Origin of the sequence: Mycobacterium sp. (assembly GCF_036273375.1) — a bacterium.
Lineage (GTDB): Bacteria > Actinomycetota > Actinomycetes > Mycobacteriales > Mycobacteriaceae > Mycobacterium.
Window position 1 is genome coordinate 1 of sequence record NZ_DASUHS010000096.1, and the last position, 18441, is coordinate 18441.

Sequence of the window (18441 nt, forward strand, 5' to 3'; positions counted from 1 at the left end):
GGATCGGGTTCGACGTGTGGAACGCCGTGTCCAAGGGGATCTGGGAGCGCCCGGTGCGGCTGCGGTCCCGCTGACCGCGCCATCCGCCTGACACCCCGTCCATGGCGCGACTGTACCCGGCTAGCCATAGCCGGTGGTCAGGCGCATGTCGTGGACTGTTCAGCGCAGCATCGGGGCCGGCCGGCCCGGTGCCGACGACGCGGTCACACACCCGCTCGGCGCCATCCGTCGGCGGCCCGCGCGGCGTGGATCAGCGCGTCGCATAACTGGCGCAGCTCGGTGGCCCCGGCGCCTTCGTCGACCGCCGTCGCGACGTCCTCGGCCGCGCACCGCACCTGGTAGACGCGATCCGACAGGTCGGCAGCATCCTCGGCCGACAGCACCACCGCGTCGTCGGCCATCGCTGCCGCGCCGTTCCGGTTCAGCGAGGCCCGTTGTTCGTACGCGCGCTGCCGGCACGACTGCCGGCAGTACTGGCGGCGACGACCCATTCCCGCATCGGTAACGTCTCGGCCGCACCACCGACAGGGCTGCGGGTGGGTACGGCGGCTCACGCCTGCCGACTTTAGTCGGGTTTTCTCGTTGATCCCGGTATCATTGATGGTCGCGTCGCGTACGCCGGCTTCGGCCGGGGAACTGCGCAGATCGCCGCAGCGTTTGCTAAATGAAGAGTTTGCACTGAATTGCTGTAAGGGAGCCGGAGAGCTCCGAGAAGACCTAAAGGAGTAGCAGCCATGGCTGATCGCGTACTGAGAGGCAGTCGCCTCGGGGCCGTGAGCTACGAGACTGACCGCAACCACGACCTTGCGCCGCGTCAGCTCGCGAAGTACCGGACCGAGAACGGCGAGGAGTTCGAGGTTCCCTTCGCCGACGATGCCGAGATTCCCGGCACCTGGCTGTGCCGTAACGGCCTGGAAGGCACCCTGATCGAGGGCGACCTGCCTGAGCCGAAAAAGGTGAAGCCGCCGCGCACACACTGGGACATGCTGCTGGAGCGTCGCTCGGTCGAGGAGCTCGAAGAGCTGCTCAAGGAGCGCCTCGAGATCATCAAGACCCGCCGCCGGGGCTGACCCGCGAATTGAGCCGGGCCGGCCGTACCTAGGTGCGGTTGTCGGCCCTGGTGGCCCGGGCGCCCGACCGTCGGCCCTGGACACCCCAGCGTGTGACCTTGACTAGGGCTTCGCTGATGTTGGATCCGCTCATCTTGGACACGCCGAGTTCGCGCTCGGTGAAGGTGATGGGTACCTCGGCGATGGTGAACCCGTTGCAGATCGTGCGCCAGGTCAGATCGATCTGGAAGCAGTAGCCCTTGGAGTCGACGCCGTCGAGATCGATCGCTTCGAGCACCTCGCGGCGATAGGCGCGGTAACCGGCTGTGATGTCGTGCACGCCGATGCCGAGCGCCAGCCGGGCGTAGGTGTTAGCCGTCCACGACAGGGCCCAGCGCCGCTTCGGCCAGTTGCGCACCGTGCCGCCCTCGACGTATCGCGACCCGATGGCCAGATCGGCGCCGCCGTCGACGGCGTCCAGCAGGCGGTGCAGCTGTTCGGGCGCATGGCTGCCGTCGGCGTCCATTTCGACCAGCACCGAGTAGTCGCGGCCCAACCCCCACGCGAAACCCGCCAGGTACGCCGCGCCCAGACCGTCCTTGGCGGTGCGGTGCATGACATGCGTGCGACCGGCGTCGGCCGACGCGAGCTCCTCGGCGAGCTGGCCGGTGCCGTCGGGGCTGCTGTCGTCCACCACGAGCAGGTGCACGTGCGGGCAAGCTTCCTTGAGCCGCCGATGGATGACGGGGAGGTTCTCCAGCTCGTTGTAGGTGGGGATGATCACCAAGACGCGCTGGCTGGGACGATTGCCTGGGACTTGGGGCGCCGGCTGGCCGGTGGTCATGTAACTCCTCTATGTCGCCCGAAATCGATGCAGTGCCGGCCGTCCTGGTCGGACGGGGCTGGTCAGTCGCCGTCGTCGGCCGGCGTGCGATCCCGGGGGTCGGGCGCGGTGTCTGAGTCGTGCTCGTCGGGCGGGGGTTTGGCCGGGGTCGCACCGGCCCCTTTCGATTGGCGTGTGGACCGCAGACGTACCGAACGCGGGAACCATCCATTGTGCCGTATCCCGGCCAGGATCACCGCTCCGGCCGCCAGGACCATGACCCATTGCAGCCACGGCCCCCACCGCGTCGCGGGCGTCAGCCTCGTCTTGAGGCGCACCTGCATGTCCAGATAAGCAGGCTGGAAGAAGTCGGTGCGGGCCAGCTCGCCGCCGTCGGGGGCCACCACCGCGCTGATCCCCGTGGTGCCGGCAACCACCACGTACCGGTCGTGCTCGACAGCCCGGACCTTGGCGAATGCCAGCTGCTGCTCACTCATCGTCTTGTTGAAGGTCGCGTTGTTCGCCGGGACGGCCAACAACTGTGCACCGCCGAGCACCGCTTTTCTCGGCACCCGGTCGAAGATCACCTCCCAGCAGGTGGCGACGCCGACGGGCACCCCCGCGATGTGCACCACATCGGAGCCCTGGCGGGGCACAAAGCTTCCGGCGCGGTCCGCGTAGCCGGACAGGTGCTTGAACAGCCACGGCATCGGCAGGTACTCGCCGAAGGGCTGCACGATCTCCTTGTCGTGGCGATCGGCCGGACCGGTGGCCGGATTCCACACGATCATGGTGTTGGTGTAGTTCGGATCCTGCGGCGGGCGTCCCGGCACGTCGAGCACGCTTCCGATCAGGATCGGAGCGCCGATGGCCGCCGCGGCCTGCGAGATTTCCAGGGCGGCGTCATTATTGACCAGCGGGTCGACGTCCGACGAGTCTTCGGGCCAGATCACGAATTGCGGTTGCGGGGCCGCCCCGGAACGCACCTCCTCGGCCAGCCGCAGGGTTTCCTGGACGTGGTTGTCCAGCACCGCGCGCCGCTGTTCGTTGAACTCGAAGCCCAGCCGCGGCACGTTGCCCTGTATGGCCGCGACGGTGACCGATGGCTCGCCACCCGACCCGGTACCGGCGTGGCGCACCTGCGGCCAGACGATGACCGAGGCGAACAGCACCAGGCAGATGCAGACGCCGGGGAGCACCACCGCGGGCGGCGCCTGATCGGGGTGCACCGGATCGTCGGCGCGTATGTCGGCGGCCGCGCGGGGCGCCGGGTGACCTAAGTGCCACCACTTCACGATCTCCAGCGCGATGGCCGTCGTGCTAAAGCCCACCAGCATGATCGCCATGGACAGCAGCGCGACGCCGCCGAGCTGGACCAGCGGCAGGAACGGACCGTGCGTCTGACCGAATGCCACCGATCCCCAGGGGAAGCCGCCGAACGGCACGATCGACTTGAGCCACTCCTGGGCCGCCCATACCAGCGCGAACCAGATGGGCCAGCCGGGTAGCCGGCGCACGATGACAGCGCACAGGCCGAAAAGGGCGGGAAACAGCGCCGATACGGTCGCCAGCGCGATCCACGGGATGGGGCCGACCAATAGCGCGACCCACGGCAGCAGCGGCAGGTAGAACGCCAGCCCGAACAGGAAGGCGTAACCCAGGCCGCCCGCCGGCGTGGTCGCGGGGTGCGTCAGCACCCAAGCCAGCAATGCGGCGGCCACCACGGCGCCCCACCACCAATTGAGCGAGGGGAAACTGGCGCAGAACAGTAAGCCGGCCACCACCACGCAACTGAGCCGGGTCAGGCGGGGCAACATCGCGGCCTGAGCGCCGGGCAGCCGCGCGATCACCGCGGCCACCAGGCCGGCTACCGCGCCGCCCGCCGCGGTCCCCAGCCGACCGCCGGTCGGCGCGTGTTTCTCGGGCGGTGCCGGTTGCGCGGCGTTTTCGTCCCGGTCGTGCTCGCCGGCGTGCGCTTCTTGTTCGACGTGGACGTCGGCGGGCTGGTCGTCGCGGTCCGACTCGGCCTCGTCGCTGATCGGGTCGGTGCCGGGCCGCTGCGGCAGGTCCGCGTCCACCGCATCGGTTTGGTCCGCGGGCTCGTCGCCGCGCGACGAATGCCTAGCCATGGATGACAGCGCCCCGATGCACCGTTCGCCGGCACCGGGGTAGGGCGTCGCCCGGGCCCAATCGTGGCAGCGGGGGCACACGCGAACGCGCATCGGTCGACCAGCGCTGGACAGTGTCGCGCGGGGCGCGTACCTCCAGGCCCCCGGCATCCCAGATGACGTACGAGGCCGGCGCTCCCGGCACCAGGGTGCCCGCCTTGCCGTCGCGGACACCGGACGCCCGCCAGCCCCCGCGGGTGGCAGCTGCGAACGCGGCCCGCGCCGAGACCCCGCTGCCGGGGGTGCGGTGGTTGACCGCTGCGCGCACACTCACCCACGGGTCGAAATCCGTGACCGGAGCGTCGGAACCTAGCGCGAGGGGCACGCCTTGGGATGCTAACAGCGCAAAGGGGTTGAGCCGACTGCCTCGCTGGGCACCGAGCCGCCGCGTGTACATGCCGTCGGCGCCGCCCCACAGCGCATCGAAATTGGGCTGCACGCTGGCGACGACGCCCCACTGGCCCAGCTTGGCGGCCTGATCGGCGCTGACCATCTCGACATGCTCCAGTCGGTGCCCGCAGTGTGCGACTGCGACCTGTCCGAGGTCGGCGACGACCCGCTCGAGGGCACTCACCACCGTCGCGACCGCAGCGTCCCCGATGACGTGGAACCCGGCGGTGACTTCGGCCTGGGTGCATGCCCGCACGTGCGCCTCGACGGCATGGGAATCCAGATAACAGGTTCCGGTGCGATGCGGCGCATCCGTGTACGGCTCGTGCAGCCAGGCGGTGCGCGACCCCAGTGCCCCGTCGACGAACAGGTCACCGGCCAGCCCGTGGGCTCCGGTCGCCGCCATCAGCTCGCGCGCCTGGGTGGGGCTGCTCACCGGCTCACCCCAATAACCGATCACCTCGACGCCATGATCGAGGGCCCGCAACTGCATCCAGTCGTCGATCCCGCCGATCTCGGGCCCGGCGCATTCGTGCACCGCGACGATGCCGGCCGCCGCGGCGGCCAGCAATGCTGCGGCACGGGCTTCGGCAAGCTGTTCGGCCGTCAGCAGGCCTCGGGCAACGGCTCGCACCAGATGGTGTGCGTCGCCGACCAGTGGCCCCTCGGCGTTGAAACCGGCCGCCGCCGGAAGTTCCCCCACCAGCCGTTGCAGACCCGTCGACGCGAGCGCGGAGTGCACGTCCACGCGGGCCAGGTAGGCGGGCCGGTCGCCGAGAACGGCGTCCAGGTCGCCAGTGCTGGGCGGGGCGTTCTCCGGCCACGACGTTTCATCCCAGCCATGCCCCCACACCGGCTGGCCGGGGTGTGCGGCGGCGTAGTCGGCGACCATCTGCAGACACTGGGCGTACGAGGCTGCCGAACGCAGGTCCAGCCCGCTGAGCATCAGCCCGGTGGCGGTGAGATGAATGTGGCTGTCCACGAATCCCGGCGCCACGAAACCGCCCTGGAGATCTTCGACATCGGCGCCGGGAAACATGCGGCGGCCGACCTCGTCGTCGCCCAGCCATGCCACGACGCCGTCGCGGACGGCCATCGCGGTCGCGTCGGGTTGGGCCGGGCTGTGCACCCGGCCGTTGACGAGCAGGGTTACCGGTGCGGGGCTAACGGTCACTATCGGTCACAGGCCAAAACTACGTGCACCGGAGGCGATAACGGTGATCAGACAAGGTGCGGTCCCCCGGCGCCGCGTCAGCGCCCGTCAAATCCTTGCGGCCGCACGGGCGCCTCGACGTCGCGGACGTCGATGACCTCGCCGTCGATGTAGTCGCCGTGGCCGCGGCCGGCATCCGAGTAGGCCCGACCCGGATGCGACGCCGGGTAAGGCTCCGCGCGGAAGGCGCTCGCGTAACTGAGTCCCGGCATCTGCCGCTGCAACTTGCGCACCGCCATGGCGGTCAACCCGGGGCCGACGGCCGACCGTACCGGCGGAATGAGCAGTAACAAGCCCAGCGCCGTGCTCACCAAGCCGGGAACGAGAACGAGCAGCGCGGCCAGGCTGACCAGCGCACCGTCACCGGCCGCAGCGCGTTGTCCGGCCAGGCCCGAGCGCAGTCGCCCGATCCGGCGGATGAGGTGGGAACCCGCCAGCGGGGCGACGATGCCCCAGCCGAGCAGGAAGGTCGCCACCAGCGCCAGCAGACTCCAGCCCCAGCCGATCGTCGACACCAGCGCGAAGATCACCGCGAGTTCGACGACCGCGTAGATCAGCAACAGCCGCGACACCATGCCAGACCAACGTCCGCGAACCACATCGAAGTTCCCGTGGTGCTCGCTGGTGTGATTGCAGTTAGATGACGCTATGACGACGATTCAGATCGATACCGCCGACGGACCGATCGATGCGTTACTGAGCACGCCTTCGGGGCAAGGCCCGTGGCCAGGTGTGGTGGTGATCCACGATGCGATCGGCTACGGCCGGGACAAGCAGTCGATTAACGACCGCATCGCCGCGGCGGGTTATCTGGCGCTCACCCCGAACATGTATGCCCGCGGTGGCCTTATCCGCTGCATCTCCCGCGTCATGAAGGAGCTGCAGACCCAGCGCGGCCGCGCCCTCGATGACATCCTGGCCGCGCGCGATCATCTGAAGGCCCTGCCGGAATGTTCGGGCCAGGTTGGCATCGCGGGTTTCTGCATGGGCGGCCAGTTCGCTCTTGTCATGTCTCCCAAGGGTTTCGACGCCTCCGCGCCGTTCTATGGCGCTCCCCTGCCCCGCAACCTCGACAAGACGCTCGACGGTGCATGCCCGGTGGTGGCCAGCTTCGGCGGCCGTGACCCGCTGGGCCGGGGCGCGCCCGAGAAGCTGAACAAGACCGTCGCCGCCAAGAACATCACCGCCGACGTGAAGACCTATCCTGGCGTCGGGCACAGCTTCGCTAACGAGCTGCCCGCCCAACCCCTGCTTCGCATTGCGGGTTTCGGCTACGACCGGGACGCCACCGAGGACGCGTGGCGGCGGGTGTTCGCGTTTTTCGGCGAGCATTTGGGAACGGGCGCCGCGACATAGTGGGTTAGTGCGCGTTCAGCTTGTGCGACAACACCGTTGCGAACGTGTGGGTATCGCCGGGCCAGCGCGCCGACACATAGCCGTCGTCATCGACGACGAATGCCGGCCGCGAGTCGGTCGGCGTATCGCGCGCAATTCCTGAGGTTTTCAGCCGCCAGTGCGGTGATCCGCGGGCGACGTCACGGAAATCGGTGGGATCTTCAAGAGCGCGTGTGACTTCCGACTGCACCGACATATACCCGCCGGGTTGGCCCGGTTCCTCGGTATAGGTCCGGTAGTAATCGCGATCCCAGAACCGGGTGAATCGGGTGAGGCGCCAGGCCAACCGCTCCATTGCCCACGTCAACGCCGTGGTCTTGCGTCCGTACAGGACGGAACAGCCGGTTTTGGGATCGACGCTGCGCGCGGCGAGGAGCACCCCATGACAGATGGCGGCCACCACCAGCCCCCGGGCGAAGGCCTCGACGACCAGCCGGTGCAGGATGTCGCTGTCGATGTAGCTGCGCATCCCGCGGGCGCGGTGCCCACCCGGCAACAACAGGCCGTCGACGCCGTCGAGGGTGGCTTGCGCCCAGGTGGCCGGATGCTGAAACTCCTTGGAGTGCATCATGTCCCGATAGGCGCTGCGCCCGGTCTTGTTGGCGCGCAGCGTCAGCCCGATCAGCCGGATGGCGCTCAGCACCGGCAGCGCGGACCAGATGTCCAATCCGCGGCCGCTCACCATGATGTCGTCGGCCACTCCGGGCGTGCCGGTTTCGGTCGCGAAGACGACCCGGTGGCCGCTTCGCGTCAACACGCTCCAGCTGACCGCGACCTCGGTCGGGTCGAAGTCGCGGTCCGGGATCGGGATGAGAACGGTGGCCACGGCGCCTTGGCGATTACGCCACTTTCAGTTCGAGACCGACGTTGTTGTCCATGCCGCCGCGCAGCTTGCTGAAGAAGTTGAACACCTTGCCCACGACGCCGTAGCGCTTGCCGATCGCATCGTAAACGGCGCCCGTTTCCGACTTGTCGAGGATGGCCGCCTTCCCCTCGACGGCCTCGCTGGTCGGGCGGCCGTTCATGGTGCAGGTGGCCAGCGTGACCCGCGGCGTGTTGCGGATTCGCTTGACCTTCCACGACTTTTCTCCGGTGATGACCAGAAGCCGATCCCCACGCTGCTTGTCCAGGGCGGCCCAGATGGGCGTCGGCTTGGGCTTGCCGTCCTTGGTGAACGTGGTCAGCAGGATGTACTGCGTCTTGGCAAGGTCGGCGAAGGTTGGTGTCACCAGAACAACTTACCGCCGCGCGGGGCTCCGTCAGCCTTCCAGGTCGCCCTCGGTTTCCAGGAGCGCCTGCCGCAGCCCGTCCAGGGTTTCCGGTTGCGGCGCCTCCCACATGCCGCGCCCGGCCGCCTCGAGCAGCCGTTCGGCCATGCCGTGCAGGGCCCAGGGGTTCGATTCCGACATGAATTTCCGGTTCTCCGGGTCCAGCACGTAACGCTCGGTGAGTTGTTCGTACATCCAGTCGGCCATTACCCCTGCCGTCGCGTCGTAGCCGAACAGGTAGTCCACGGTCGCCGCCATCTCGAACGCGCCCTTGTATCCGTGCCGCCGCATCGCCGACATCCAGCGCGGATTGACGACGCGCGCGCGGAACACCCGGGTGGTCTCCTCCGACAGGGTGCGCGTGCGGATCGCGTCGGGGCGGGTGTTGTCGCCGATATAGGCGGCCGGGGCCTGCCCGGTCAGCGCGCGCACCGTGGCCACCATGCCGCCGTGGTACTGGAAATAGTCGTCGGAGTCGGCGATGTCGTGTTCGCGGGTGTCGGTGTTCTTGGCGGCCACGGCAATACGTCGGTATTGCCGGTTCATGTCGTCGACAGCCTCCCGGCCATCCAGGTCACGGCCGTAGGCGAAGCCGCCCCACGCGGTATACACGGCGGCGAGGTCGGCATCGTCGCGCCAATTGCGGCTGTCGATCAGCTGCAGCAATCCGGCGCCATACGTGCCTGGCTTAGACCCGAAAATCCTTGTGGTGGAACGGCGTTGATCGCCGTGCTGAGCCAGGTCGGCCTGGGCGTGCGCACGGACGTAGTTATCCTCGGCGGCCTCGTCGAGGTCGGCGACCAGCCGCACCGCGTCGTCGAGCATCGTCACGACATGCGGGAAGGCGTCCCGGAAGAACCCGGAGATTCGCACCGTCACGTCGATGCGCGGGCGGCCCAGCTCGGCCAGTGGGATCGGCGCCAGGCCGACGACGCGACGCGATGCTTCGTCCCATACCGGCCGGACACCGAGCAGGGCAAGGACTTCGGCGATGTCGTCACCGGCGGTGCGCATCGCCGAGGTGCCCCACACCGACAGCCCGACAGATTGCGGCCACTGCCCGTGATCATCGCGGTACCGGGTCAGCAGTGAATCGGCAAGCGCGACACCGGCTTCCCAGGCCAGCCGGGACGGTACGGCTTTGGGGTCGACGGAGTAGAAGTTGCGGCCGGTGGGCAGCACGTTGACCAGGCCGCGCAGCGGCGACCCGGACGGGCCTGCCGGGATGAATCGGCCATCGAGGGCGCGCAACACCTGCTCGATTTCGGCGGCCGTGCCGGCTAGCCTCGGCACCACTTCGGTGGCCGCGAATCGCAGCACCGCGGCGACGGAGGCGTTTTCGGTAATCCGTTCGGCCGCATCGGCATCCCAGCCCGTCGCCTGTAAAGCGGCGATGAGCCCGCGGGCGATGACCTCGGTCTGATCGACCGTGGTCCGGTCGTCGGTGCCGTCCTCGGCCAGGCCCAGCGCCTGCCGCAATCCCGGCAGGCTGTGCTCGCCGCCGAAGAGTTGGCGGGCCCGCAGGATCGCCAGCACCAGGTCCAGTTCGGCTTCCCCCGTCGGCTTTTGCCCCAGGATGTGCAAGCCATCGCGAATCTGGACATCCTTGATCTCGCAGAGCCAGCCATCGACGTGCAGCAGCATGTCATCGAATGAGTCTTCTTCGGGCCGTTCGGTCAGACCCAGATCGTGGTCCATCTTCGCGGCCCGTATCAGCGTCCAGATCTGCTGGCGGATGGCGGGCAGTTTGCCGGGATCCAGCGCGGCGACGCTGGCGTGCTCGTCGAGCAACTGCTCCAAACGCGCGATGTCACCGTAGGATTCGGCGCGCGCCATCGGAGGGATGAGATGGTCGACCAGGACGGCGTGTGCGCGCCTTTTGGCCTGCGTGCCCTCGCCGGGATCGTTGACCAGGAACGGATAGATCATCGGCAGGTTGCCCAGCGCGGCGTCGGGGCCGCAGGCCGCTGACATGCCCAGGGTCTTGCCGGGCAGCCATTCCAGGTTGCCGTGCTTGCCCAGATGCACCACCGCGTGCGACCCGAAGCCGACGTCCAGCCAGTGGTAGGCGGCCAGGTAGTGGTGGCTGGGCGGCAGGTCCGGGTCGTGATAGATGGCGACCGGGTTCTCTCCGAAGCCGCGCGGCGGCTGCACCATCAGCACCAGGTTTTCCGATTGCATTGCGGCGATAACGATCTCGCCGTCGGGATCGTTGCTGCGGTCAACGAAGAGATTCCCGGGCGCCGGGCCCCAGTGCTGGGTGACCGTATCGGTGAACTCGGTGGGCAGGGTGGCGAACCATTCGCGGTAGTCCTTGGCGGACACCCGGATCGGGTTCCCCGCGAGCTGGCCTTCGGTGAGCCAGTCGGGGTCTTGGCCGCCCCGTTCGATCAGCGCGTGTATCAGGGCGTCCCCGTCGTTGGCCTCGACGCCCGGCAGTTCGCCCACCCGGTAGCCGTGATCGCGCATCGCCTGCAGCAGCGTGACGGCACTTGCCGGCGTGTCCAACCCGACCGCGTTGCCGATACGGGCGTGCTTGGTGGGATAGGCCGAGAACACCAGGGCTACACGCTTATCCGCCGGAGCGACATGGCGCAGCCGCGCGTGGCGCACCGCCAGTCCCGCGACGCGGGCGCAGCGTTCCGCGTCGGCGACATAGGAGATCAGCCCGTCTTCGTCAATCTCTTTGAAGGAGAACGGCACCGTGATGATGCGGCCGTCGAACTCGGGCACCGCCACCTGACTGGCCACGTCGAGCGGACTCAGGCCGTCATCGTTCGCGCGCCACTGGGCGCGCGGGCTGGTCAGGCACAGCCCCTGCAGGATCGGAATATCCAGGGCGGCAAGGTGTTCGACGTTCCAACTGTCATCGGGACCACCTGCCGCCGCCTCCGCAGGTCTCAGCCCCCCGGCCGCCAGGACGGTGACCACCATCGCGTCGGCGTCGGCAAGCCGTTGCAGCAGTTTGGGTTCGGCGGTGCGCAGCGACGCGCAGTAGACCGGCATCGGCCGCGCGCCGGCGTCCTCGATGGCCCGGCACAGCGCCTCGACGTAGCCGGTGTTGCCGGCCAGGTGCTGCGCGCGGTAGTACAGCACGGCGATCGTCGGACCGTCGGTATCGGTGGCGTTCGGGCGCGGCAACTCTCCCCACGTCGGCGTCACGACCGGCGGGGTGAACCCGAACCCGGTCATCAGCACGGTGTCCGAGAGGAAGGCGTGCAGCTGGCGCAGGTTGTCCACGCCGCCGTGGGCCAGATAGATGTGCGCCTGCAGCGCAATGCCGACCGCCAGCGTCGACAGGCCCGTCAACTCGGCGTCGGCGGCCTGCTCGCCGCTGACCAACACCGTGGGCACCCCACTGGCGATCACCGTGTCGATGCCGCTTTGCCAGGCCCGGTAGCCGCCGAGGATCCGCACCACCACGATGTCGACGTCGGCCAGCAGGTCGGGCAGTCCCCCGCAAGTGGGAGGTGCCCCCACGTCTTCCGAGAGGCGTGACGGGTTGGCCCACCGATAGTTCTTCCCGCTGGAACGGGCGCTGATCAGGTCCGTATCGGATGTCGACAGCAGCAGGATGGTCGGCTCAGCCACCCATCATTCGTACAGCAGTGTCGCCGCGATCCGGGCGGCGACCTCTGCGCCCACCTGTCGCGCCTGCTCGCTCGTTCCCGGGACGTACCGGTCGGCGACGGGGTCGTAATCGGCACCGGCGATCGACCCGTGATCGGCCGCCAGCTCCACCACGTCCACCGGCCAACCGAACTCGCGCAGGCTAGCGGCGAACTCGCGGCTGGCCCTTACCGGCACCGCGTCATCGTTCACGCCGTGCAGCAAGGTGAACGGGGCACCGATTTGGTCGGCCGACAGCATGTCGGTCAAATCCTCACCGGAGACCGGGTCGGGGGCCATGAAGGCGCCGGCCAGGCAGACCGTGTGTCTGATCGCAATATCGAATTGACTCTGGTTGAGGGCGACTCCGGCAGCGGCCGCGCCCCCCAAAGACCAACCGACGAGCACGATGCCGTCGTCGGCGCGCTTGCGGGTGAACTCGAGCGATCGCAACAGGTCGGCACGCCCGCCGTCTTCGGCGTGGGAATTCCAGTCCGGCGCCACCACGGCGGCACCGTGAGTGGCGAGCATGCCGGCCAGCGGCCCGACCGCGGCGCGAGCGTTGGTCTGCATGCCATGCCACATCAGGACGGTGTGTTGCGCCGAATCGCCAAACACATCGGCCAACCGTCCCGGGGCATACTCCTCTGTCTCCACGGGCACGAGGGTGCCCGCGCGGCGAGGGCTTCAATCCTCGAGTGATCAGCCGTCGACTGTCGGGTTTACGTCTGGCTGAAGGCAATCCCGGCCATCGCCGTCGATGGGGGCCGTACCGTGGACGGGTGGCCAGGACGCGCGACACGGACGCATGCCCGGGTGCGCTGCAGGTGCACCAGGCTGCCGATGGCGCCTTGGCCCGGATCCGGCTACCCGGCGGCATGATCACGGCCGCCCAACTGGCCGCGTTGGCAGCCGCCAGCAGTCAGTCGGGTTCGGGAACGCTCGAGCTGACCGCCCGGGGCAACGTGCAGTTGCGCGGGCTGACCGACGTGACCGAGGTCGCCGAGGCCCTGGCGGCCGCGGGACTGTTGCCGTCGATGACGCATGAGCGGGTCCGCAACATCGTGGCGTCACCGCTGTCGGGGCGCTCCGGCGGCAACCTCGACGTCCGGCCCTGGGTCGGCGAGCTGGACGCCGCGATCTGCGGCGAGCCCAGGCTCACCGAGCTGGGCGGCCGGTTCTGGTTCGGCCTGGACGACGGGCGCGCCGACGTGTCGGGGCTGCGCGCCGACGTCGGCGTCCACGCGTTCGCCGACGGCTGTGCGCTGTTGCTTGCCGGACGTGACACCGGTGTCCGGCTGGCGGCCGGCGACGTGGTCGAAATGCTGGTCACTCTCGCACTGCGGTTCGTCGACATCCGCGAAACGACTTGGCGCGTCCAGGAATTGGACGACATTCGGCAGCTGCTCCCCAACGCCGACCCGCGCGCCACCCCCTTTCCCGCCGTCACCAAGGCGCCGGTGGGCTGGATCAGCCAGGACCGCCCTGGTCAGGAAGGCCGGGTGACGCTGGGCGCCGCGGTGCCGCTGGGTGTGTTGCCGGCACGCGTTGCGGAGTACCTGGCTGCGATCGAGGCGCCGCTGGTGATCACGCCATGGCGCTCGGTGCTGGTGTGTGATCTCAGTGAAGAGGTGGCCGATACCGCGCTGCGGGTGCTGGCACCCTTGGGCCTGGTGTTCGACGAGAGCTCGCCCTGGCTGACCGTCAGCGCCTGCATCGGCAGCCCCGGTTGCGCGCGCTCGGCGGCCGACGTGCGGGCCGACGCCGCGCAATTGCTGGATGCCGACTCGGCGGTGCACCGGCACTTCGTCGGCTGCGACCGGGCATGCGGCAGTCCACTTGCCGGCGAGGTGCTGGTCGCTACACCAGACGGATACCGACGGCTGTAGCCGGGCGCAGCAGGTCGCCACGTCAACAAGCTTTAGGGTGGGCGAGTGCTCGACTACATTCGCGACGCGGCGGAGATCTATCGCCAGTCGTTCGCGACGATTCGGGCCGAAGCCGACCTGGCGCGATTCCCCGCCGACGTGGCGCACGTGGTGGTGCGGTTGATCCACACCTGCGGCCAGGTCGACGTCGCCGACCACATCGCGTTCACGGACGACGTCGTCGAACGGGTCGGCACGGCGCTGCGCAGCGGCGCTCCCGTGCTGTGCGATTCGTCGATGGTGGCCGCCGGGATCACCGCCGCACGACTGCCGGCCGACAACCAGGTGGTCTCCCTGGTGGCCGATCCGCGGGCGGCCGAGCTGGCCGCACTCCGGCAGACCACTCGCTCGGCGGCCGGAGTGGAGCTGTGGGCGGACCGGCTGCCCGGCGCGGTGCTCGCGATTGGCAACGCCCCGACCGCGCTGTTCCGGCTGCTCGAGCTGATCGACGACGGGGTTGCCCCCCCGGCGGGGGTGCTGGGCGGGCCGGTGGGTTTCGTCGGGTCGGCGCAGTCCAAGCAGGAGCTCATCGACAACCCACGCGGGACGTCGTATCTGGTGGTGCGGGGTCGTCGTGGGGGCAGTGCGATGGCCGCCGCCGCCGTCAACGCGATCGCGAGCGACCGCGAATGACCGCCCGGGGCACGCTATGGGGCGTCGGGTTGGGGCCCGGTGACCCGGAATTGGTGACCGTCAAGGCCGCCCGGGTGATCGGCGAGGCCGACGTCGTGGCCTATCACAGCGCCCGGCACGGCCGGAGCATCGCCCGCGGTATCGCCGAACCGTATCTGCGGCCGGGACAGATCGAAGAGCACCTGGTCTACCCCGTCACTACCGAGACGACCGACCATCCCGGCGGCTATGCCGGGGCAATCGAGGACTTCTACGTCGAGGCCACTGAGCGCATCGCGGCGCACCTCGACGCCGGTCGCAATGTGGTCCTGTTGGCCGAGGGCGATCCGCTGTTCTACAGCTCCTACATGCATCTGCACACCCGGCTGACCGACCGGTTCGACGCGGTCATCGTGCCCGGCGTGACGTCGGTGAGCGCGGCCTCGGCGGCCATCGCGACACCGTTGGTGGCCGGCGACGAGGTGCTGTCGGTGCTGCCGGGCACCTTGCCGGTCGAAGAGCTGACCCGTCGGCTCGCCGACGCCGACGCCGCCGTCGTGCTCAAACTTGGGCGTTCGTATCACGCTGTGCGGGAAGCGCTTTCGGTATCGGGACAGCTTGACCACGCGGTTTACGTGGAGCGGGCCAGCACTGCCGCCCAACGCATACTGCCCGCCGCCGACGTCGTTGAGGCCGGCGTTCCGTACTTCTCGCTGGCCATACTGCCCGGCGGGCAGCGTGGACGGCGCACGCCCGCCGCCGGCAGCGTCACGGTGGTCGGCCTTGGCCCTGGCGACAGGGACTGGATGACGCCGCAGACCCGGCGGGAGCTTGCCGCGGCGACCGACCTGATCGGCTACGGCGGCTACTTGGACCGCGTGCGGGCTCGCGACGGCCAGCAGTGCCACCCCAGCGACAACCGCGACGAGCCCGAACGGGCCCGATTGGCGTGCGCGCTGGCCGAGCAGGGCCGTGCCGTGGCGGTGGTGTCGTCGGGTGACCCGGGCGTGTTCGCGATGGCGACCGCGGTGCTGGAAGAGGCCAAAGAATGGCCGGGTGTGCAAGTCCGGGTCATCCCGGCGATGACCGCCGCTCAGGCGGTGGCCAGCCGGGTCGGCGCCCCGCTAGGGCACGACTATGCCGTGATCTCGCTCTCCGACCGCCTCAAGCCGTGGGAAGTGATCTCCGCGCGACTGCAGGCCGCCGCGGCCGCCGACCTGGTGCTGGCGATCTACAACCCGGCTTCCAAGACGCGAACCTGGCAGGTCGGCGCGATGCGCGACATATTGTTGGCCCACCGCGAACCCGGCACGCCGGTGGTGATCGGCCGCAACGTGTCCGGCCCCGACGAAGACGTTCGGGTGGTCCGGCTGGCCGATCTCAATCCCGGCGAGATCGACATGCGCTGCCTGCTGATCGTCGGGTCGTCGCAAACCCAGTGGTACTCACACGATTCCACCGACCGGGTCTTCACGCCGCGGCGCTACCGGGCCTGAAATTCGCTCAGTCGCGGTCCCAGGTGCTCGGCATCATCGGCACAGTGGGGCCGCCGCTCAATCCGTCACGGGTCAGCGTCGCCAACCCGGCGGCTTGCGCGGCATCGGATCTGGCTGCGGCACCGGCGAATCCGAGCGGCCCCGCGCCCGCGTCGGATGCCAGAAGGGATTCGTCGGGGTCGAGGTCCATGTACTCGTAGCGGTAGGCGTGATCATTGGCTTCTGCCCCGCGACGTCGACGACTGCGCAACCGCCCAGGGGCCGACGCCGCGGCGGCGGCCGGTTCCTCGGCGTCGTCGGGCGCCGGCTCCTGAGACTTCCTGCGCGCGCGACTGCTGGCACTGCTGCTTGACGACAACCCCGCCAGGCCGACCGCGTACTGGATGTCGGCCATGCCGGCGCCGACGCCATCCGTGATGCCCGGCCCGAAGCCGACACCCGGACCGCCGCCGACCGGTCCGCCACCGGACGCCTCGGCCACACTTGGCGCCGCGCTGGAAACCGTGGCGCTGCTCGCGTTCGCCGGGCTACCGGCGGACGTGGTCGGCGTCGGAGCCGGCGTGGTACCCATCGGCGCCGGAGGTGCCGTGGCCAACGGCGCGCTTACCGGCGGCGCAACGCCGGCGGCACTCACAGCACCGGCGACAGCCGCGGCAATGCCGGCACCGGCAGCGGCGGCGACCGAAACGACGAGTAGCAGAGCAGGGGCCAGTAATGCAGCCGTCTCAACCGCTTGTACTAGGGGCCAGACGAGCATCAACGAGTGAAAGGTGAACCACGCCAGCGCTGTCGCCAGCGCTGGGGTCATGCCTGGGATGTTCATCAGCTGAGCGGCCAGCCCGTTGGCAAATGGAACCGCATCAATGGGCCAGCCATCGGGGTATATCTCCTTCCCGAGCGGCCAGAGGACGTTTTGGGTGAAGTCCGAGAGTTCCTTCGCAAGCTGGTCCTGCCATGAGGTGGCAGAAGGAGTCTCGGAAGCGGTATCCGTTGCCGCTGCTTGGACCTCGCCGCCCGGAGTGACTATCTGCGGCGCGGGCGTGGCCGCCGAAACCGCGGCCATGGCGGATTCACTGACGGCCTGGTAAGTGGTCATCGTCGTGGCGGCCTGCACCCACATGCGCGCGTAGTCAGCCTCGTTCACGGCGATGGGGACGGTGTTGATGCCGAAAAAGTTTGTCGCGACTAGCGCCGCGTGGGTCGCGTGATTGGCGACGAGCTCGGGGATCGTCGGCATCGCGGCCAACGCCGCGGTGTATGCGCCAGCTGCCGTCTCATGTAGCGCCGCGGCGGCCGTGCTCGTGGTGGAGCTCTCCAGCAGCCAGCTCAGATATGGGATATGGGCCGCCACGTACTGCTCGGCGCTCGGCCCTTCCCACGCGCCGCCCTGCGTGGCGCTCAGCAGAGCGCTGAGCTCCTCCGCCGCCTCGGCGTATTGGGCGCCCAGCGAAGACCACGTCGCCGCGGCGGCGAGCAGCGGCCCAGGTCCCGGACCGCTGCTGAGCAACGTCGAGTGCACTTCGGGCGGAAACGCGATCCAGATCGGGGCGGTCATCGTCGGGGGCCTTCAGGCAAGAACACGAATACCTCTCGGTGAACATGGGCGGCGGGCTGGCGATGCTTGCGTCCAGTGGTCGGTTCAGCGCACGGATAAGTTCCCCGTATTTGTTTCGCGTGCTCTTTGCGCACTGACCGAGCATGCGCAACGATGCAGGGATGCGGTGCGATGCGGCGCGTGAGGCGCTTTCGGCTCGACTGGACGGCGAGCGGCCTCAAGCGCTGGCGCAGCAGGTCGACGCCCATCTCGAATCGTGCCGCCGTTGCCGCTCCTGGCTGATCGGCGCCGCGGTGCAAACCCGCCGGTTTGCGTCGGTTGAGGCCGGCGACGGACCCGACCTGGTCGCAAAGATCATGGCGAGCATCGGCGAGGAATCCTCCGGGCGCCAGCGCAGGATGCGTTGGCTGCGCTCGCACTACCGACGGTGGGGCCTGATCGCGGTGGGTCTATTCCAGGTCGCGATCGCGGGGGCCCAGATCAGCGGTATCGATTTCGGCATGGTGTCGAGTCACATGCACGGCGCAATGTCCGGCGAGCACCTGATGCACGAGTCCACCGCTTGGTTGCTGGCGTTGGGCTTGGCGATGGTCGCCGCCGGTGTCTGGCCCGTCACCGCGATTGGCGTGGCCGCGATTACCGGCGTCTATTCGATTGCGCTGCTGGGGTATGTGATCGTCGACGCCTTCGCCGGCGAAGTCACCGCAACGCGCATCGCTAGTCACATGCCCTTGCTCTTAGGCGTTTCGTTCGCGCTGCTGGTGGCGAGGGAGCGGGTGCGGTCAGACCGATCGGACACCTCCGATAAGGCGCACGCCAGCAACCACGCCTGGTCGGCGGGTTCATCCGCTGCCCGGAGACGAGGCCACCTCTGGCCGATCAACCGGTCGATCCCCGGCCCCTCCGCAGACGCTACGACAGGCCGTCGTAGACTC

13 protein-coding genes and 3 pseudogenes are annotated in these 18441 nt (G+C 68.9%); 6 read left to right on the forward strand and 10 right to left on the reverse strand.

All coding sequences use genetic code 11. The features are described from left to right. Window positions 1-203: 203 nt before the first annotated feature. Entirely contained in the window at window positions 204-554 is a 351-nt protein-coding gene (locus VFW69_RS09205) for a hypothetical protein (protein WP_526500382.1), read from the reverse strand. 180 nt (window positions 555-734) lie between these two features. On the opposite strand from VFW69_RS09205, the gene VFW69_RS09210 reads away from it, so the two are divergent. Continuing rightward, complete coding sequence (locus tag VFW69_RS09210) at window positions 735-1070, forward strand: RNA polymerase-binding protein RbpA (protein WP_007770897.1); 336 nt, start codon at window positions 735-737, stop codon at window positions 1068-1070. Between the two features lie 28 nt (window positions 1071-1098). Here the strand turns inward: VFW69_RS09210 and VFW69_RS09215 are convergent. The 4 genes and pseudogenes from VFW69_RS09215 to VFW69_RS09230 all read right to left on the reverse strand — a co-directional run. Continuing rightward, window positions 1099-1920 (reverse strand): annotated as a pseudogene (locus tag VFW69_RS09215) (polyprenol monophosphomannose synthase); the annotation flags it as partial. A 157-nt stretch (window positions 1921-2077) separates the two neighbouring features. After that, a pseudogene (lnt, locus tag VFW69_RS09220) lies at window positions 2078-3689 on the reverse strand (apolipoprotein N-acyltransferase); the annotation flags it as partial. 304 nt (window positions 3690-3993) lie between these two features. After that, window positions 3994-5526, reverse strand: coding sequence for an amidohydrolase (locus VFW69_RS09225; RefSeq protein WP_526500489.1), 1533 nt, complete (start codon window positions 5524-5526; stop codon window positions 3994-3996). 155 nt (window positions 5527-5681) lie between these two features. Then, window positions 5682-6218 (reverse strand): FxsA family protein, encoded by a 537-nt coding sequence (locus tag VFW69_RS09230; RefSeq protein ID WP_526500387.1) that lies wholly within the window; start codon window positions 6216-6218, stop codon window positions 5682-5684. Between the two features lie 73 nt (window positions 6219-6291). Here VFW69_RS09230 and VFW69_RS09235 point away from each other — a divergent pair, with 73 nt between their 5' ends. Next, a complete protein-coding gene (locus tag VFW69_RS09235; protein WP_526500389.1) occupies window positions 6292-6999 on the forward strand; it encodes a dienelactone hydrolase family protein in 708 nt (235 codons plus the stop codon). A gap of 4 nt (window positions 7000-7003) precedes the next feature. On the opposite strand, the gene VFW69_RS09240 is transcribed toward VFW69_RS09235, so the two are convergent. From VFW69_RS09240 to VFW69_RS09255, 4 genes are read right to left on the reverse strand one after another with little or no spacing between them, the layout of a single operon-like run. Continuing rightward, a complete protein-coding gene (locus tag VFW69_RS09240) occupies window positions 7004-7864 on the reverse strand; it encodes a type 1 glutamine amidotransferase domain-containing protein (protein ID WP_526500391.1) in 861 nt (286 codons plus the stop codon). 13 nt (window positions 7865-7877) lie between these two features. After that, window positions 7878-8267 (reverse strand): PPOX class F420-dependent oxidoreductase, encoded by a 390-nt coding sequence (locus VFW69_RS09245; protein ID WP_526500393.1) that lies wholly within the window; start codon window positions 8265-8267, stop codon window positions 7878-7880. 30 nt (window positions 8268-8297) lie between these two features. Beyond that, the gene (gene cobN, locus VFW69_RS09250) at window positions 8298-11897 is read right to left on the reverse strand and encodes a cobaltochelatase subunit CobN (RefSeq protein WP_526500395.1); all 3600 of its coding nucleotides are present in this window, start codon (window positions 11895-11897) and stop codon (window positions 8298-8300) included. A 3-nt stretch (window positions 11898-11900) separates the two neighbouring features. Then, complete coding sequence (locus VFW69_RS09255; RefSeq protein ID WP_526500397.1) at window positions 11901-12572, reverse strand: alpha/beta fold hydrolase; 672 nt, start codon at window positions 12570-12572, stop codon at window positions 11901-11903. 125 nt (window positions 12573-12697) lie between these two features. Here VFW69_RS09255 and cobG point away from each other — a divergent pair, with 125 nt between their 5' ends. Genes cobG through VFW69_RS09270 form a run of 3 tightly spaced genes read left to right on the forward strand, consistent with a single transcriptional unit; the run spans window position 12698 to window position 15951 of the window. Continuing rightward, window positions 12698-13804, forward strand: coding sequence for a precorrin-3B synthase (gene cobG, locus VFW69_RS09260; protein ID WP_526500399.1), 1107 nt, complete (start codon window positions 12698-12700; stop codon window positions 13802-13804). Between the two features lie 45 nt (window positions 13805-13849). Then, window positions 13850-14476, forward strand: coding sequence for a precorrin-8X methylmutase (locus VFW69_RS09265; protein WP_526500401.1), 627 nt, complete (start codon window positions 13850-13852; stop codon window positions 14474-14476). After that, window positions 14473-15951, forward strand: a complete 1479-nt coding sequence (locus VFW69_RS09270) for a precorrin-2 C(20)-methyltransferase (RefSeq protein ID WP_526500403.1) — start codon at window positions 14473-14475, stop codon at window positions 15949-15951. The genes VFW69_RS09265 and VFW69_RS09270 overlap by 4 nt, the downstream gene beginning before the upstream one ends. A 7-nt stretch (window positions 15952-15958) precedes the next feature. Here the strand turns inward: VFW69_RS09270 and VFW69_RS09275 are convergent, their stop codons facing one another. Then, window positions 15959-17506, reverse strand: coding sequence for a PPE family protein (locus VFW69_RS09275; RefSeq protein ID WP_526500405.1), 1548 nt, complete (start codon window positions 17504-17506; stop codon window positions 15959-15961). 161 nt (window positions 17507-17667) lie between these two features. Here VFW69_RS09275 and VFW69_RS09280 point away from each other — a divergent pair. Then, window positions 17668-18354, forward strand: a pseudogene (locus VFW69_RS09280) (DUF2275 domain-containing protein); the annotation flags it as partial. Between the last annotated feature and the right edge of the window lie 87 nt (window positions 18355-18441).

Coding starts and splice junctions, on each gene's coding strand:
- VFW69_RS09210 (WP_007770897.1), top strand. CDS start 735: ATGGCTGATCGCGTACTGAGAGGCAGTCGCCTCGGGGCCGTGAGCTAC.
- VFW69_RS09225 (WP_526500489.1), bottom strand. CDS start 5,526: ATGGCCGTCCGCGACGGCGTCGTGGCATGGCTGGGCGACGACGAGGTC.
- VFW69_RS09230 (WP_526500387.1), bottom strand. CDS start 6,218: ATGGTGTCGCGGCTGTTGCTGATCTACGCGGTCGTCGAACTCGCGGTG.
- VFW69_RS09235 (WP_526500389.1), top strand. CDS start 6,292: ATGACGACGATTCAGATCGATACCGCCGACGGACCGATCGATGCGTTA.
- VFW69_RS09270 (WP_526500403.1), top strand. CDS start 14,473: ATGACCGCCCGGGGCACGCTATGGGGCGTCGGGTTGGGGCCCGGTGAC.
- VFW69_RS09275 (WP_526500405.1), bottom strand. CDS start 17,506: ATGACCGCCCCGATCTGGATCGCGTTTCCGCCCGAAGTGCACTCGACG.